14 protein-coding genes are annotated in these 16656 nt (G+C 66.9%); 7 read left to right on the top strand and 7 right to left on the bottom strand.

Annotated features, from left to right (window positions below; genetic code table 11):
* Nucleotides 1-2 precede the first annotated feature (2 nt).
* From NPJ82_RS14200 to NPJ82_RS14190, 3 genes are all read left to right on the top strand, one after another.
* Nucleotides 3-1349, top strand: a complete 1347-nt coding sequence (locus NPJ82_RS14200) for a metallopeptidase TldD-related protein (RefSeq protein ID WP_342657739.1) — start codon at nucleotides 3-5, stop codon at nucleotides 1347-1349.
* Nucleotides 1350-1407: 58 nt separating this feature from the next.
* Nucleotides 1408-2127: a 3'(2'),5'-bisphosphate nucleotidase CysQ gene (locus NPJ82_RS14195; protein WP_342659030.1), complete on the top strand. Its 720-nt coding sequence runs from the start codon at nucleotides 1408-1410 to the stop codon at nucleotides 2125-2127.
* A gap of 304 nt (nucleotides 2128-2431) precedes the next feature.
* The gene (locus NPJ82_RS14190; protein ID WP_162843973.1) at nucleotides 2432-2596 is read left to right on the top strand and encodes a hypothetical protein; all 165 of its coding nucleotides are present in this window, start codon (nucleotides 2432-2434) and stop codon (nucleotides 2594-2596) included.
* Nucleotides 2597-2599: 3 nt separating this feature from the next.
* On the opposite strand, the gene NPJ82_RS14185 is transcribed toward NPJ82_RS14190, so the two are convergent.
* Both NPJ82_RS14185 and NPJ82_RS14180 read right to left on the bottom strand, forming a co-directional pair.
* A complete protein-coding gene (locus NPJ82_RS14185; protein WP_342657738.1) occupies nucleotides 2600-3325 on the bottom strand; it encodes a hypothetical protein in 726 nt (241 codons plus the stop codon).
* Between the two features lie 6 nt (nucleotides 3326-3331).
* Entirely contained in the window at nucleotides 3332-4540 is a 1209-nt protein-coding gene (locus NPJ82_RS14180; RefSeq protein WP_342657737.1) for a toxic anion resistance protein, read from the bottom strand.
* 165 nt (nucleotides 4541-4705) lie between these two features.
* On the opposite strand from NPJ82_RS14180, the gene typA reads away from it, so the two are divergent.
* Nucleotides 4706-6547 (top strand): translational GTPase TypA, encoded by a 1842-nt coding sequence (gene typA, locus NPJ82_RS14175; protein ID WP_112381394.1) that lies wholly within the window; start codon nucleotides 4706-4708, stop codon nucleotides 6545-6547.
* Between the two features lie 251 nt (nucleotides 6548-6798).
* The gene (locus NPJ82_RS14170; protein ID WP_342657736.1) at nucleotides 6799-7611 is read left to right on the top strand and encodes a shikimate 5-dehydrogenase; all 813 of its coding nucleotides are present in this window, start codon (nucleotides 6799-6801) and stop codon (nucleotides 7609-7611) included.
* Here the strand turns inward: NPJ82_RS14170 and NPJ82_RS14165 are convergent.
* Nucleotides 7608-8006 (bottom strand): EVE domain-containing protein, encoded by a 399-nt coding sequence (locus NPJ82_RS14165; protein ID WP_342657735.1) that lies wholly within the window; start codon nucleotides 8004-8006, stop codon nucleotides 7608-7610. The two genes, NPJ82_RS14170 and NPJ82_RS14165, sit on opposite strands and share 4 nt — an antisense overlap.
* A 130-nt stretch (nucleotides 8007-8136) precedes the next feature.
* On the opposite strand from NPJ82_RS14165, the gene NPJ82_RS14160 reads away from it, so the two are divergent.
* Together NPJ82_RS14160 and NPJ82_RS14155 are read left to right on the top strand one after the other, a co-directional pair.
* Entirely contained in the window at nucleotides 8137-8538 is a 402-nt protein-coding gene (locus tag NPJ82_RS14160; protein ID WP_267351219.1) for a hypothetical protein, read from the top strand.
* A 77-nt stretch (nucleotides 8539-8615) separates the two neighbouring features.
* Nucleotides 8616-8882, top strand: a complete 267-nt coding sequence (locus NPJ82_RS14155) for a DUF3297 family protein (protein ID WP_112381390.1) — start codon at nucleotides 8616-8618, stop codon at nucleotides 8880-8882.
* A 115-nt stretch (nucleotides 8883-8997) separates the two neighbouring features.
* Here the strand turns inward: NPJ82_RS14155 and NPJ82_RS14150 are convergent, their stop codons facing one another.
* From NPJ82_RS14150 to NPJ82_RS14135, 4 genes are all read right to left on the bottom strand, one after another.
* The gene (locus NPJ82_RS14150; RefSeq protein WP_342659029.1) at nucleotides 8998-10854 is read right to left on the bottom strand and encodes an ABC-F family ATP-binding cassette domain-containing protein; all 1857 of its coding nucleotides are present in this window, start codon (nucleotides 10852-10854) and stop codon (nucleotides 8998-9000) included.
* Nucleotides 10855-10967: 113 nt separating this feature from the next.
* Entirely contained in the window at nucleotides 10968-11774 is an 807-nt protein-coding gene (locus tag NPJ82_RS14145; RefSeq protein WP_112381389.1) for a LytTR family DNA-binding domain-containing protein, read from the bottom strand.
* Nucleotides 11771-12892: a histidine kinase gene (locus NPJ82_RS14140; protein WP_112381388.1), complete on the bottom strand. Its 1122-nt coding sequence runs from the start codon at nucleotides 12890-12892 to the stop codon at nucleotides 11771-11773. The genes NPJ82_RS14145 and NPJ82_RS14140 overlap by 4 nt, the downstream gene beginning before the upstream one ends.
* Nucleotides 12893-12997: 105 nt before the next feature.
* On the bottom strand, nucleotides 12998-16477 hold the full coding sequence (locus tag NPJ82_RS14135) for a carboxypeptidase regulatory-like domain-containing protein (RefSeq protein WP_342657734.1): 3480 nt from the start codon (nucleotides 16475-16477) through the stop codon (nucleotides 12998-13000).
* Nucleotides 16478-16656 lie beyond the last annotated feature (179 nt).

Here is a 16656-nt window from a genome sequence, read left to right as displayed (position 1 = left end):
TTATGCTGACCCCCGACCAGGCCCGCGACCGGGCACATGACATCGTCTCCCGCGCCCGCGCCGCCGGCGCCGATGCCGCCGATGCGGTGTTTGCCGCCGATGCCGCGCTGGACGTGTCGGTGCGGCTGGGCAAGCTGGAGGATGTCGGGCGCTCCGAAAGCGAGGAACTGGGCCTGCGCGTCTTCGTCGGGCGGCGATCGGCAAGCGTTTCCACCTCCGACCTGTCGGGCGATGCGTTCGACCGGATGGTGGAGCGCGCACTGGCCATGGCGCGCGAGGCGCCGGAGGACCCCTGGGCGGGACTGGCGCCGCAGGACCGGCTGCTGCACGGTACGCCGCCCCTGCTCGATCTGGACGATGGCGGCGAGGCGAGCCCGGAATCGTTGCGCGATGCCGCGCTGGCGGCGGAGGATGCAGCGCTGGCGGTGGCGGGGGTGACCAATTCGGAAGGCGGCGGCGCCTCCGCCTCGCGCAGCGTCTATGCGCTGGCGACGAGCCACGGCTTTGCCGGCGGCTATGCGGCGACCGGATACGGCGTGTCGGTGGCGGTGCTGGCAGGGGAAGGCGGGGCGATGCAGCGCGATTATGCGCATCACGGCGCGCGGCGGCGGCGGCATCTGGACGCGCCTGACGCGATCGGGCGGCTGGCGGGCGAACGGGCGGTCGCGCGGGTCGATCCGGGCAAGCTGGTGAGCGGGCCGATGCCGGTGGTGTTCGACCGACGCGTCGGATCCTCGCTGGTCGGGCATCTGATCGGGGCGATCGCCGGGGCCGCGATCACGCGGCGCACGAGCTTCCTGCTGGACGCGCTGGGCACGCAGGTGCTGTCGCCGGGCATCGCGATCCTGGACGATCCGCACCGGCCGCACGGCCTGCGCTCGCGGCCGTTCGACGGCGAGGGGCTGCCGGTATCGCCGACCGAGATCGTGGTGGACGGGGTGTTGCAGACCTGGCTGCTCGATTCGGCATCCGCCCGGCAATTGTCGCTGGAGCCGACCGGCCATGCCGCGCGCGGCGTCGGCGGCGCGCCGGGCGTGTCGACCAGCAACCTCTACATGGCGGCGGGCCATGTCCCGGTCGAGACGCTGATCGCCGACATCGCCGACGGCGTCTACGTCACCGAGTTGATCGGACAGGGCGTGAACGGCGTCACCGGCGACTATAGCCGCGGAGCCGCGGGCTTTCGCATCGTGAATGGCGGGATCGCCGGGCCGGTTGCGGAGTTCACCATCGCAGGCAACCTGAAGGAGATGTTCCGCGCGATGACCCCGGCCAACGATCTGGAATTCCGCCACGGCATCAACGTGCCGACGCTGCGCGTCGACGGGATGACGATCGCGGGTGGCTGATCCGGTCTCCGCCACTCTGACCCCGGCGGTCGCGGAGATCGCGCGCGAGGCCGGCGCCATGGCGATGGCGCGCTGGGGCGGCGAGTTTCGCCGCTGGGAAAAGGTGCCCGGCAGCCCGGTGTGCGAGGTCGACCTGGATGTCGACGCGATGCTGCGTGCACGGCTGATGGCTTTGTTGCCCGAGGCGGGATGGCTGTCCGAGGAAACCGCGGATCGCCCCGACCGGCTGGCGCGGCGGCATGTGTGGGTGGTCGATCCGATCGACGGCACGCGCGACTATATTCGCGGGCGGCCCGGCTGGGCGGTGTCGATCGCGCTGATCGAGGATGGTCGGCCGGTGATCGGCGTGCTGGACGCACCGGCACGCGAAGAGGCCTGGGTCGCCGCGATCGGGCAGGGCGCGACGCGCAATCGCGGGCGGATCGCGGTGGGCGAGCGGCACGACATGGTGGGGGCGCGGGTGCCGGTGGATGTGCTGCCCAAGGCGGATCGCGACCTGGTGGCGGTGGCCAAGCCCAATTCGATCGCGCTGCGCATCGCGATGGTCGCGGCGGACGAGGCCGATCTGGTGGCGACGATGCGGTGGGGCAATGAGTGGGATGTTGCCGCCGCCGTGCTGATCGCGGCCGAGGCCGGGGCGGGGGTTTCGGATGCGCGGGGCGGGGCCTTGCGGTTCAACAAGCCCGATCCGCGGGATTTCGGGGTGCTGGTGACGGCGCGCGGGTTGCATGAGGCCGCGGTGGCGCGGCTGGCGGCGCGGGGGGCCGGGGCAGGCTGAAGGCCGAGTGATCCATTTGTGTGGGGCGGGTGCCGGAGGACTGCTACCGATGTCGCACTGTTGGGCGACCCCTCACCCTCCCACTGCCTGACGGCAGCGGGCCCCTCCAGCATCAGGCCGTCCATGCCCCCGGCATGGACTAAACAGCGCGGGGCGCTGTTTACCTGATGCTCCCCGCGGGGGAGAGGGGAAGAGCGGGATGCATTGAAGCACTCGCTTCATCCGTTCGTGCTGAGCGAAGTCGAAGCACAGGCGAGGGGAGCTTGGCGGGTTGTGACGCGTTGATCGGCTGAGGAGAATGTCCATGGCCCAGCAACCGATCAACCCCGGCGACGTCGCGCCCGAGGGGACGCCCGGCACCGGCGAGAATGTGTGTCCGCGCTGTGGGGGTAGCGGGACGATCGATGATGGCGACTGCCCGAATTGCGGCGGTACGGGCACGGTGGTGGAGGGGATCGGCGGGGCCTGACGGTCAGTTCGTTCCCTCGCCCTCCCGGTACTTCATCTCCAGAAAGCGGCCGCGGGTCGAGAGGCTGTCGAGATCGGTCTGGGCGAGCCGGCCGGTCATGTCGGCGATTTCCTGTTCGATCAGGCGCAGGCCGTCGACCAGCTGCGCGTCCGGGGTGCGGCCGTTGCGCTCGACACCGCGCAGCGTATCGGGAACGCGTTCGTAATCGCGGACAAAGGCGGGAAGCTGCTCACCGATCAGGCGGCGGACCTCCTGCGCTTCCGCGCTGTCGTTGGAGACGGCGGCCAGTTGCGGCGACAGCGTATCAAGGCGCAGGCCGATGCGGTCGATCAGCGTCGCGGCAGGGGCGGGCAGCATCGGGCGCTGCGCCTCCAGCCAGCGTTCGGTCTGCGCCGGCAACGCCTTGATATCGACCTGCGCCAGCTTGGCGGGGGAGGGCGCACGGCCGGCCGGCGCCAGCGCGATGCCCAGCGTCACGGCGAGCATCAGGAACATCACCGCCAGCGCGCCGAACAGGCCGATGCCGCCGGGCAGGATCAGCCCGGCGACGATCGCGGCGACGAGCAGCGCGGCATTGGCCAGCGCGATGGCGATCAGCCGGCGGAGCAGCGACGTCGCCTTACGCCGCACGCGCCGTCCCGCGCCCCGATAATCCTGCGAGATGCGCGCCATGACCTCGCGCGCACGCTCGATCTGCGCATCGACTTCCTGGGAGCGGGGCGTGGGCATCGCGGCTTACAGCGCCTCCAGCTTGAACGACGACGTGCCGCCGCCGGGACCGGAGAGCCGGCCCTGCTGCGCACCCTCGGCGCGGGCGATATAGCCCTTGGACTTCTCCACCTCCGAGCCGAGCGCGGTGACGGTGGTCTTCATCGAATCGAGCGCCTTCAGCTTGAAGGTGTCGATCGCGTCCATCGTGTCGTAGATGTTCTGGAAGGCGCGTTGCAGCGTTTCCAGCGGGATGGTGGATGCCGCCGCCTGCTCGTGGATCTGCGCGGTCTGGCTGCGCAGCAGCTTGCCCGTCGAATCGATGATGTTGGCGGTGGTGGAGTTGAGCGCGGTGATCTGGTCGAGCACCAGCTTCTGGTTGGCGAGCGCCTGCGCGACGGTGACCGCGGTGCGCAGCGCCGAGACGGTGGTGGTGGAGGCGCGGTCGACGCCCTTTACCAGCTCGACATTGTTCTTCTTGACCAGGTCGAGCGCCAGATAGCCCTGCACGGTGACCGCCATCTGGGTCAGCAGGTCCTGCGTGCGCTGGCGGGTGTAGAACAGCGCCGTCTCGCGGATCGCCTTGGCCTTGGCGGGATCGCTGTGGTCGAGATCGTTGGCGGTCTCCTCCAGCTTGCTGTCCATCGCCTTGGACAGGTGAATCATCTGTTCCAGCCGGCCCATCGCCGCCCATAGATTGGCGCGCTCGGTATCGATCGCGGCATTGTCCATCAGCAGTTCGTCGCGACCCGAGGACAGGCTCTTCAGTATGGCGGCGATATGCGTCTGCGACGACCGATAGCCGTCGAAATAGTCGCGCATCTTGTTGCCGAAGGGCAGGATGCCGAGCAGCTTCTTGGGCGCGGACAGATTGCCCTGCCGGCCGGGGTCGAGGCTTTCGACCAGCCGGCGCAGCTCGGTCAGGTCCTTGCCGACGCCCGATTCCTGATCCATCGCGCGCACCGGGCGATCGAGGAAGCGGTTGGACTGGCCCGCGGCCTCGCGGATCTCCTTTTGCCCCATGGCGGTGATCGCATCGACGCGGCGGCCGAATTCGGGGCTGTTCACATCCTGCGCGACCAGATCGGCGACGAAGCCGTCGACGCGGGTATCGAGCTGGCTGCGCGTCTTTTCATCGACGGGGACGAGCCCCGCGGCCTTGGCGGGTGCGACGCTGGGCACCGGATCGGGCGGGGTAAGCTTCAGCTCCTGCACGGTTTCGGGGGTCGTCGCCATTTGCTTTGCGTCTCCAGTGCCTTTGCGCAGAGTCTGGCGAGGAACGGCGCGCGCTTCAAGTGTATTGCTTCAATATATCGCCAGAGATCGTTCACCGCCCTTCCCGCGGGCGGGCATTTCGGCTATGGGCGCGCGCAACATCCCTTTTCCGAACAAGAGAACCTTATGAGCCTCCGCAACGTGGCGATCATCGCGCACGTCGACCACGGCAAGACGACGCTGGTCGATCAGTTGTTCCGCCAGTCGGGCACTTTCCGCGACAACCAGCGCGTCGAAGAGCGTGCGATGGATTCCAACGACCTCGAAAAAGAGCGTGGCATCACCATTCTGGCCAAGCCGACCTCGGTCGACTGGACCCCGCCGAATGGCGGCGAGAGCGTGCGGATCAACATCGTCGACACCCCCGGCCACGCCGATTTCGGCGGCGAGGTGGAGCGCATCCTGTCGATGGTCGACGGCGTCGTCCTGCTGGTCGATTCGTCGGAAGGCGCGATGCCGCAGACGAAGTTCGTGACGGGCAAGGCGCTGGCCCTGGGCCTGAAGCCGATCGTGGTGGTCAACAAGGTCGACCGCCCCGACGCGCGCATCCAGGAAGTGCTGGACGAGGTGTTCGACCTGTTCGTGTCGCTGGACGCGAATGACGAGCAGCTCGACTTCCCCGTGCTCTACGCCTCGGGCCGCAACGGCTATGCCTCGACCGACATGGACGCGCGCGAAGGCACGCTGATCCCGATGTTCGAGACGATCGTGAACCATGTGCCGCCGCCCAACCTGGACGTGGATGCGCCGTTCACCTTCCTCGTCACGCTGCTGGACCGCGACAACTTCCTGGGCCGCATCCTGACCGGCCGGGTCAATTCCGGCACGGTGAAGATCAACCAGCCGATCCATGCGCTGGATAACGACGGCAACATCGTCGAGACGGGTCGCGCGTCCAAGATCATGTCGTTCCGCGGGCTGGACCGCGTGCCGGTGGACGAGGCCAAGGCGGGCGACATCATCTCGCTGGCCGGCCTGACCGTGGCGACCGTGGCGAACACCATCGCCGACATCAGCGTGACCGAGGCGCTGCACGCGCAGCCGATCGATCCGCCGACGCTGTCGATGCGCTTTGCGGTGAACGACTCGCCGATGGCGGGCCGCGAGGGCAGCAAGGTGACGAGCCGCATGATCCGCGACCGCCTGTTCCGCGAGGCGGAGTCGAACGTCGCGGTCAAGGTGACCGAGGCGGCCGACCGCGACAGCTACGAAGTCGCCGGCCGCGGCGAGCTTCAGCTCGGCGTGCTGATCGAGACGATGCGGCGCGAGGGCTTCGAGCTGGGCATCAGCCGCCCGCGCGTGCTGTTCGGCACCGATGAGGACGGCAAGCGTACCGAGCCGTACGAGACCGTCATCATCGACGTGGACGAGGAGCATTCGGGCACCGTCGTCGAGAAGATGAACCTGCGGAAGGCCGAGCTGACCGACATGCGTCCGTCGGTCGGCGGCAAGACGCGCATCACCTTCTCCGCACCGTCGCGCGGCATGATCGGCTATCACGGCGAGTTCCTGTCGGACACGCGCGGCACCGGCATCATGAACCGGCTGTTCGAGCGTTACGGGCCGTACAAGGGCGTGATCGAGGGCCGCAAGAACGGCGTGCTGATCTCCAACGGTGCGGGCGAGGCGCAGTCCTATGCACTGGGGCCGCTGGAGGATCGCGGCATCCTGTTCGTCGGGCACGGTGAGGCGCTCTATGAGGGCATGATCATCGGCGAGAACGCCAAGACGGATGACCTGGAGGTCAATCCGATGAAGGCGAAGCAGCTGACGAACTTCCGCGCGAGCGGCGGCAAGGACGATGCGATCCGGCTGACCCCGCCCAAGAAGATGACGCTGGAACAGGCGATCGCCTATATCGACGACGACGAGATGGTGGAGGTGACGCCCAAGTCGATCCGCCTGCGCAAGCGCCATCTCGACCCGCACGAGCGCAAGCGCGCCGCGCGCTCGAAGGAAGCGGCATAAGGTTAAGGGGCCGGGCGGAAACGTCCGGCCTTTTTGTTCACGCGAAGGCGCGAAGAAGGTTCGGTTCACGCGGAGGCGCGGAGGCGCGGAGAGGATGCGTGAGCCGCAGGCTCTCCCCTCATCATCGACGCGGCATGTCTTCCGGTCGAGATGATCCGTAACGGTGATGCGGGATGCAATCTCTTCGCGTTTTCGCGTCTTCGCGTGAACCGGATTTTCCGAACCGCGCCTGATCCGCTAATGGGCGGGGCATGACGCAGAAACCTCCGATCGGGCGCGATACGCGTCTGTGCATGTCGCTGTCCGCACGGCCGGGCAATTATGGTTCGCGGTTCCACAACCGGCTCTATGAGCTGACCGGGCTGGACTATGTCTACAAGTCGTTCAGCACGACCGACCTGCCGGCGGCGATCGGGGGGATCCGCGCGCTGGGCGTTCGCGGTTGCGCGATTTCGATGCCGTTCAAGGAGGCGGTGATTTCGCTGATCGACGATCTGGCGCCGAGCGCGGCGGCGATCGACAGCGTGAACACGATCGTCAACGACGACGGGCGCCTGACGGGCCACAACACCGATTACGGCGCGGTGCGCACGCTGATCGCCGATATCGATCCGGCGACGCCGTTCGTGCTGCGCGGATCGGGGGGCATGGCCAAGGCGGTAGCGGCGGCGTTTCGCGATGCGGGCTTCGCGCACGGCACGATCGTCGCGCGCAACGAGGAGGCAGGGCGCGGGCTGGCCGCGCTATACGGCTTTGCCTGGCGCGGGGAAGCGGAGGGGGCGGCGCCGATCCTGGTCAACGTCACGCCATTGGGGATGACCGGCGCCGATGCCGAGAGGCTGGCGTTTCCCGCGGCGATGATCGAACGGGCCGCGATCGCCTTCGACGTGGTGCAATATCCGCCGGAGACGCCCTTCCTGCGCGCCGCACGCGCGGCGGGCGCGCGGGTGGTCACCGGTACCGAGGTGGCGACCCTGCAAGCGCTGGAGCAGTTCGTGCTCTATACGGGCGTGCGGCCCACGGACGCGCAGGTGGACGAGGCGGCGGCGTTCGCGCGCGGCTAACCCGCCAGGCGCATCAGCACCTGCCATGCGGCATCGGTGACTGGCGAGACGGACAGGCGCGACTGGCGGAGCATCGCCATGTCGGCAAGCGCCGGTTCGGCCTTCATCGCGGCAAGCGTGACGGGGCGGGGCAGGGGGCGGACGGGTTCGACGCGGACGGACACCCAGCGTCCGTCGTCGCCGTCAGCCTGTGCCGCGCGAGCGATACGCGCGATGCCGACCGCCGCCTTGTCCTTGCCGCTGTGGTAGATCAGCGCTTCGTCACCCGCCGCCATGGCGCGGAGATGCCCGGCGGCCGCGTTGTTGCGTACCCCGTCCCATTCGGTGCCGCCGTCGCGGACCAGATCATCCCAGCCATAGCTGTCCGGCTCGGACTTCAGCAGCCAGTGACCCATCGCCTGAACCCCATCTAAACACCCTATTCCGCGGCCATTCAGCCCGAAACCGGCATAACAGGCAACACGCTCGCACCTTTACGCGTTTTTGTCTCCAGCGGACCGGGCGTGTCAGTATCGGAGGTTCGAGATGATCCATGGATGGAAAAAGGCAGGGTTGGGACTGACGCTGGCCGCGACGGTCCTTGCCACGGCGGCACCGGCGGATGCGCAGCGCTGGCGCGGGCGGGGCTATGGCGGCGGGTGGCATCACCGCGACCGCGGCGGCGATGTTGCCGCAGGCGCGCTGCTCGGCGGCATATTGGGACTGGGCGTCGGTGCGGCGATCGCGTCGAACAACCGCAATCGCTATTATGATCGCGGTTATTACGACCGGGGCTATTATGACCGCGGCTATTATGCGGATCGTGGTTACGCCTATGACCGCTATTATGCGCCACCGCCGCGCGCCTATTATCAGCCGCGTTGCTGGAACGACTGGCGATGGGACCCCTATTGGGGCCGCAACGTCCGCGTCCGGATCTGCGACTGATAGCCTCGGGCGGCGTCGGAGCGATCCGGCGCCGCTTTTGCTTGGCAAGCCGATGGGCCCGAGGCTAAGCGCGGGGCATGACCGATACGCCTCCCGATCGTCTTTCGACGAACCCCGACAGCCCCTATTTCGACCAGGACCTGCTCCAGCGCGGGGTCGGTATCCGCTTCAAGGGGCAGGAACGCCGCGACGTCGAGGAATATTCGATTTCCGAGGGCTGGATCCGCGTTGCGCTGGGCAAGAAGATGGACCGGCACGGCCGGCCGCTGACGATCAAGCTGACCGGCCCGGTGGAGGCCTGGATCGAGAATCCGGCTGCGGGTGACGCGGACGAGGGCGAGTAAGCGAGCGCGTTCGGGTGGGGGCGGCAAGCAGGGTTGCACTGCTGGGCGGCCCCTCACCCTCCCACGGCCTTAGGCCGCGGGCCCCTCCCTCTCCCCGGGGGGAGAGGGAGTAAGTTCAGGCCGCTTCCAAGGCTTCGCTGGCTTCCATCCAGCGGGTTTCGGCGGCCTCCAGTTGATCCCGTAGCGCCGCGCGGCGCTTCATCAGGTCCGACATCGTCAGTTTGGCAAGCGCGGGTGTTGCGGTCGAGGGATCGAACATCGCGCGGTCGATCTCGGTCAGCTCTGCGGTGAGCTTCGCCGTTTCCGCCTCGGCTTCGCGGATCAGCTTCTTGCGGGCCTTTTCGGCTTCCTTATAGGCCGCCGACGCCTTGCGATCCGCCTTGTTGGCGGGCTTGGACTCGGCAGGCTTGCTGTCGCCGGACAGCACGAAGGCGATATAATCGTTCAGCGTCCCGTCGAACTCGCGCGCCGTGCCCTGATCGACCAGCACCAGCCGGTCGGCGGTCATCTCCAGCATGTGGCGATCGTGGCTGACCAGCACGACGGCGCCCTTATAGCCATTCAGCGCCTGAACCAGCGCCTCACGCGCATCGACGTCGAGGTGGTTGGTCGGCTCGTCGAGGATCAGCATGTGCGGGGCGTCCCGCGTGATGAGCGCCAGCGCGAGGCGGGCGCGCTCGCCGCCCGACAGCTTGCCGACCAGCGTCGTCGCCTTGTCGCCCGAAAAGCCGAAGCGACCGAGTTGCGCACGCACCGCCGCCGGGCTGGCGCCGCGCATGGTGCGGGTCATGTGTTCGAGCGGCGTGTCCGTCGCGTCGAGTTCCTCGACCTGATACTGGGTGAAATAGCCGACGCGCATCTTGCCGGACGCGTTCATCTCGCCGTCCATCGGCGCCAGTTGCGCGGCGAGCAGACGGGCAAGCGTCGTCTTGCCGTTGCCGTTGCGACCGAGCAGCGCGACGCGGTCGTCCGGATCGAGACGCAGGTTCAGCCGCTTCAGGATCGGGGTTTCGGCATAACCGACCGTCGCCATGTCGAGCGTGATGAGCGGCGGGCGCAGTTCGTCGGGATCGGGGAAGTCGAAGGACAGCGACGGGTCGTTCGCCAGCTCCGCGATCGGCTGCATCTTGGCGAGCATCTTCTGCCGGCTCTGCGCCTGCTTGGCGGTGGAGGCGCGGGCGGAGTTGCGCGCGATATAGTCCTGCAACTTGGCCCGCTGCACGTCCTGGTTCGCCTTGGCGGCGGCCAGTTGCGCCATGCGCTCGGCACGCTGCCGCTCGAACGAGTCGTAGCCACCGACATACAGCGTCACCTTGCCGCCCTGCAGGTGCAGGATGTGATCGACGACGTTGTTGAGGAAATCGCGCTCGTGGCTGACCAGCAGGATGGTCGCGCGGTAGGATTTCAGGAAATCCTCCAGCCACATCACCGCTTCGAGATCGAGGTGGTTCGACGGCTCGTCGAGCAGCAGCACGTCGGGGGCGGAGAACAGCAAGGCGGCGAGCGCGACGCGCATCTTCCACCCGCCCGAGAAGCTGTCGAGCGGGCGGCCCTGCATCTCCTCGTCGAAGCCGAGCCCCTTCAGGATCGTCGCGGCGCGCGCCGGGGCGGTATAGGCGTCGATCGCGATCAGCCGTTCGTAGATGTCGCCCAGCTTGTCCGGGTCGGTTTCCGTCTCGGACGCGACCATCAGCGTGGCGCGCTCGGTATCGGCCTCCAGCACCGTGTCGAAGGGGGTCGCGGTGCCCGAAGGCGCCTCCTGCGCGATATAGCCGAGGCGGCTGCCGCGCGGCATCTCGGCGGCACCCTCGTCCGCCTCCAACTGCCTGGCGATGACGCGGACGAGCGTCGACTTGCCGGCGCCGTTGCGGCCGATCAGGCCGACGCGGCTGCCGGGCGGGAGCGCGGCCGATGCGCGGTCGAGGATCGTGCGGCCGCCGAGCCGCACGGTGATGCCGTTGAGATTGAGCATGCGCGCGCCGTTAGCATTTTGCAGGCCCGGCGTCACGGGGGGTGCGGCAAGGCAAAAGGGGCCGGCCATCGCTGGCCGACCCCCCTCCGGAATGCCCTCAGGACACGGATGCCTTAGTGGACGAAGCGCGCCACCACGTCGCGGTAGGAGCGCGAAACCTTCACCTGCGCGCCCGAGTCGAGCACCAGGAAGCATTCACCGTTGGTGTGCGGCTTCACCTGCTTGACCAGATCGAGATTGACGATGGTCGAGCGGTGCACGCGCTGGAAGCGGCGCGGATCGAGCCGCTTTTCAAGGTCCTTCATCGTTTCGCGCAGGACCAGCGAATTGTCGCCGGTCTTGATGACCATGTAATCGCCGGCCGCCTCGATCAACTCGATCGTGTCGACATCGACGCGGAAGATCTGGCCGCGATCCTTGATGTTGATGAGCTTTTCGAACCGGCTGGAGGCATGTTCGCCGCCGGGCCCGTCGGCGGTCAGGTCGGCCGCCGCCTCGGGGGCATGCTCGGCCAGCGCCTCCTTCAGCTTTTCGGTCTCGTTGGCGCCGCGCTTTTCGGCCAGGCGCTGGCGGACGCGGTCGAGCGTGTCGCCGAGCCGCGATTCGTCCACCGGCTTCATCAGATAATCGACCGCCTGCGCCTCGAACGCGCGCAGCGCATGATCGGAATAGGCGGTGCAGAAGACGAAGAGCGGCGGCTCTACCTCCATCAGCCCCTGGACGACCGAAAAGCCGTCGAAACCGGGCATCTGGATGTCGAGAAAGACGAGATCGGGCTTGTGCGTCTTGATCGCGCGGATCGCCTCGCGCCCGTTCATGCATTTCTCGATGATCTCGACGTCGTCGTGCGCCTGGAGGCGAAGCTCCAGTCCCTGGATCGCCAGGGGCTCGTCGTCGACGAGGATGGTACGGATGGTCATGCGGCCTCTCTATTCACAGTCTCGAGCTGGAACGGGATCTCGATATGAACCGAAAACCCGCCAGCGGGCGCGGAGCGCGTCTCGAAGCGGTGGTGCAGGCCATAAGCCTGCGCCAGCCGCTCCCGGATATTGGAGAGCCCCACACCGGTTGAAAGGCTTGGCGAATGCCGCACCTCGTGCAAGCCGGGACCGCTGTCCGATACGCCGATCTGCACCCATTGCCCGGCGAGCCGCACGCTGACCGCGATCTCGGCGCCTTCCTCCTGCGGAGTCACGGCATATTTGATCGCGTTTTCAACCAGCGGCTGGAGCAGCAGCGAGGGCAGGCGGGCGCGTTCGGCGCGGGGATCGATCTCGAAGCTGGGGCGCAAGCGCTCCTCGAAGCGCATCTTCTCGATCTCAAGATATAGCTTCAGCGTTTCCACCTCCTGCGCGACGGTGACGTGGGCGGTCGGCTCGTTGGCGAGCGTGTAGCGCAGGAAGGACGACAGCCGGCTGAGCATCGCATTGGCCCGCTCGGTCTGTTTCAGCAGCACCAGCGTGGAGATGGAATTGAGCGTGTTGAACAGGAAATGCGGGTTCAACTGGTAGCGCAGCATCGCCAGTTGCGCGGACGACGCCTGCAGCTCCAGCGCGCGCATCTCGTCCATCTGGTCCTCGACGATCAGGTAATAGTTGATCGCGAAATAGAGTGCGGACCAGCCGGCCAGCACCACCAGGTTCAGGAACAGCGTGCCGAGCAGCAGGACCAGGGTGACGCCGGGTGTGGGTTTGGTGATGAACGAAAAGGAAAAGGCGTTGAGCGAGGCGTAGAGGAACGTCGCGGCGCTGAGCGTCGCCAGCGTCAGGAACACGCCCGCGATGCGCGGGATGCGCCGATAATAGCCGTAGAGCGTCGAGAGCAGCAGCGTGATGCAATAGCCCAGGATCGCCTCGATGATGACGGGTATGATCTTTTCGAGCGAGAAGCCGTTCGAGATCGCCACCACGCTGCGCAGGACGAGATAGCCGGTCCACCCGGCCGCCTGCAAAATCCAGAAGGCGCGCGCCTTGTTCTCGAAAAACGGCCGTGCGGACAGCGGCGGGCGCGAAGGGGCAGCGAGCGAAGACGTGGCCATTGCAATGCCAGCTCTACACGCACCCGGGCGCCGGTGCAAAAACGGCGAAGGCCGCCGCTCCGGTCAAGGGAGCGACGGCCTTCGGTCAGGCGGTGGTAACGCGGATCAGAAGGTGAAGCGCGCGCCGACGCGGATCGAGTAGAGCGACTGGTTCACATAGACCTGATCGGTCGGGGTCGTGAAGCTGGTCGTGCCACCGAGCGGCGAGTAGCGGTACTGGTTGCAGGCCTGGCCGGCATTGGCCGTGGTCTGCGCCGCCGTCGGCGCGGTACCGGTCGCAACCGGCGCCGTCAGACACTGCACCTGGGTGACCGCCGCGTTGTACGGGAAGGTGTACTCGCGCAGCTGGCCCCACTTCTTGTTGATGAAGTTGGTGAAGTTCTCGATGTCCGCGAAGACCTGGAGGCGCGAGCCGCCGAAGCCGGTCGGGATTTCCTGCGAGACGTGCAGGTCGAGACGGGTGAACCAGCGCGAGTTGAACGCGTTACGCGGCGCGACGCGGCCACGATACTTGCCCAGGCCCGATGCGTCGATGAACGCGTTGACGGCATTGGCGTATTCGACGCTGCTGTACGACACGAGCGGATCGTTCACGGTCGGCACGTACATCAGGTAACGGTTGCCGCCGGTGCCGGTCGCCGTGCTGCGGCCGGTGGTGCCGAAGATCGCCGAGCGCGGCGTACCGCCCGAGGGCTGATAGTCCTGGAAGGTGTAGCTGAACGGGTGACCGATACGGGTTTCGCCGAACAGGCCGATCTGCGTCTTGTAGTCGCCGAAGAAGGCATGGTCGAAGTTGACGCCGTACTTGAAGAAGTACTTCACCTGGTCGTTCGAGATGCCATAGGCAACGTTGTTCGGATCAACGAATGCACCGTTGCTGTAGTTCGAACCCGCCGTCGACGAGGTCGCCGGCGCCTGGTCCCTCACATCGGCATAGGTGAAGCTGCCGTTGATCGTCAGGCCGAGGTCCCACGCCTTTTCGAAGCGCGCGACCGCGATGTACGAACGACCCCGCGTGGTGTTGGTCAGCAGGATGTCGGTGTTGGTGTTGGTGCTGGCCGCGCCGTCGATGATGTTCTGGTAACGCTGACGGCCGTCCGGGGTCAGCGAACCGGCGATCGGCTGCGAACGGATGTCGGTGAAATACACCTGGTTGCGGACGCGCGAATACAGGAAGTCGGCGCCGAAGATCCAGTTGTCGCCCAGCGGGCCCAGATCGGCGTTATACTCACCCGACAGCGTGGTGCGCCACTGCGACGGCACCTTGAAGTTCGGATCGAGCGCGTTGACCGTGGCGCTGGTGGCGATCGCGGCGTTGCCCAGCGTGGTGTTCACCGAACCCGGGATCGAGTTGCCGGTGACGCCGTTCAGCGCCGCATTGCCGACCGCGATCTGCGTTGCCGCGTCGGTGCCGCCGGGGAAGCCGTTATAGCCGGTCGCCGTACGGGTCAGCGACAGCGAGTTGGTCAGCACACCGGTGTTCGAGAAGCTGTTCGACACATAGACGTCGGGGGTGCCGCCGCCGAAGATGCCGCCGCCACCGCGGATCGAGAGCCGGCGGGCCGGCTTCCAGTCGAAGCCGATGCGCGGCTGGAAGAGGTTGAAGCCGGAGATGTTGGTGGTGTTGCCGGCGATCGTCTTGCGCTCGCCGTTGACGATCGCGCCGTTGGCGTAACGGGTCAGGTACGCGTTGCTGAGCACGGGGCGGTCATGCATCGCATAGAGATCGTAGCGTGCGCCGTAGCTGAAGGTCAGCGTGGGGGTGACACGCCAGTTGTCCATGACGCCGAACGTGTAGCTCTGGTAGCCGAAACGAGCGGCCGCCGCGTCCGGATTGAAGGCCGGCAGACCGTTATTGTCGCGGATCGCGTTGCCGTACTGGAAGGTGCTGGCGCGACGTGCCTCGAAGTCGGCGATCGAGTCGAAATAATAGGCGCCGGCGCTGTTCTGCAGGAACGAGTTGAAGACCGACACGTCCTGGATCTCGGTGAAGACGCGGACGTCATGGTCGTTCATCGTCAGACGGGCCTGCAACAGGCCACCCCAGGTCTCGGTGTAGAGCTGGTTGGTCTGGCGCGAGCTGTCCGGGCCGAAGGCCACAACGGCATCGGTGCCGGACTGGCCGGCGCGGCCTTCGCAACCCGTCAGCGACCCTTGCGAGACGGGGTTGGTGCAGACGCGCATCTGCGCGAAACCACGGCCGAGCAGCGGCTCCTGGATACGCGTATAGTGCTTGTAGAAGCCGCGCGCTTCGGTCGAGAAGGTGTCGGTCCAGTCCGAGTTCAACTGCACCACGCCGGTGTGCAGGCGGTTGCCCTGCGTATAGGCGTTTGACGCCAGGCCCAGGCCCGGGCTGCCGGTGGTGATCGTGCTGAAAGTGTTGTTCAGCAGCGTGATGCCGTCATCGGCATAGGTATAGGTCAGCGCCAGGCGCTGCGTGTCGGAAAGGTTGGCGTCGATGCGCGCGACGACGCGGTCGTCCTTGTCGTTCAGGCTGCGCTGCACGCCGCCCGTATCATAGCCATAGATGCGCTGTGCGATATCCGAAACCTGGTCGACCTGTGCCTGGCTCAGATTGGGGATCGCGGTACCGGCATTGTTGTCGACGGGGCCTTCCGGGATCGGGCGGCCGCCGCGCAGACGCTCGCCCGCCACCATGAAGAACAGCTTGTCGCGGATGATCGGGCCCGACAGCTCGGCGCCGAAATTGTCGATCTTGAAGTTCGGCACCGCAGCGCGGCCATTGGGGATGCCGGGGCCGTTGCTGGTGCGCTTGCCGACGAACTCGTCGCCCGAGCGCGCATAGAAGCCGGTGCCGTGGAAGTCGTTGGTGCCCGACTTCAGGATGATGTTGATCGCGCCGCCCTGGAAGTTGCCCTGGCGAACGTCATAGGGAGCGACCTGCGCCTGGAACTGGCCGATCGCGTCGAACGGGATCGGCGAGCGGCGGCTGGGCAGACCGTCGGCGTTCAGGCCGAAATTGTCGGTGATCGGCACACCGTCCACGGTGAAGCGGTTGTAGCGTGCGTTCTGGCCGGCGAAGGAGATGGCGCGACCGCCGGTCGGCGTGTCGTCCAGACGGGCAAACGGGTCACGACGCGACAGGTCGCGAATGTCGCGGTTGAGGCTGGCGATGTTGGCGATGTCGTCGGCGTTGAGGACGGTCGCCGGGCCCTGCGACACGGTGCGCGCATTGGGCAGGCGTGCGGCGCTGATGACGATTTCTTCGCCTTCACCCGCGTCGGCGGTCGTGGCGGCAGTCAGTTCGATCGGCAGTTCGAAGGACTGGGCGACCACGGTCTGGATGTCGGTGACCTGTGCACCCTGGTAACCGGCGGCAGCGACCGACACGGTGTAAGGGCCGCCGGGGCGCAGGCCGGTCGACGAGAAGCCGCCATTGGCGTCGGTCGTCGTGGTCGACGTGGTTCCGGTGGGAACGTTGACGATCGTCACGGTCGCGCCGGCGACGGGCGTGCCGCCTGCCGTCACGGTGCCGCGGATCGCCGACGTCGTTTCCTGTGCGGTGGCAGCCACCGGCATCACGAGCGCGACCGCGGCCACACCCAGGAACAAATTGGTTCGCATTGAATTATACCCCTTTGCGCAGCGCGCCGACCGGTGGTCTGAAGGACCGGTTAGGCGAGCCCCTGCCCATGGAGTATTGCGTTTCTGTTACAGTCGCTATGCCGCTGTAACACTCGCGGAATTCAGCCGTGTTGCGTTGCAAAAAAGCCACGAATTATGACCTTTTTGCGGCGGGTTAA

The organism is Sphingomonas sp. NY01, assembly GCF_038809135.1.
GTDB classification, from domain to species: Bacteria; Pseudomonadota; Alphaproteobacteria; order Sphingomonadales; family Sphingomonadaceae; genus Sphingomonas; species Sphingomonas carotinifaciens.
Note: the sequence above shows the minus strand (reverse complement) of the source record. Positions and strands in the feature narration are given on the sequence as shown.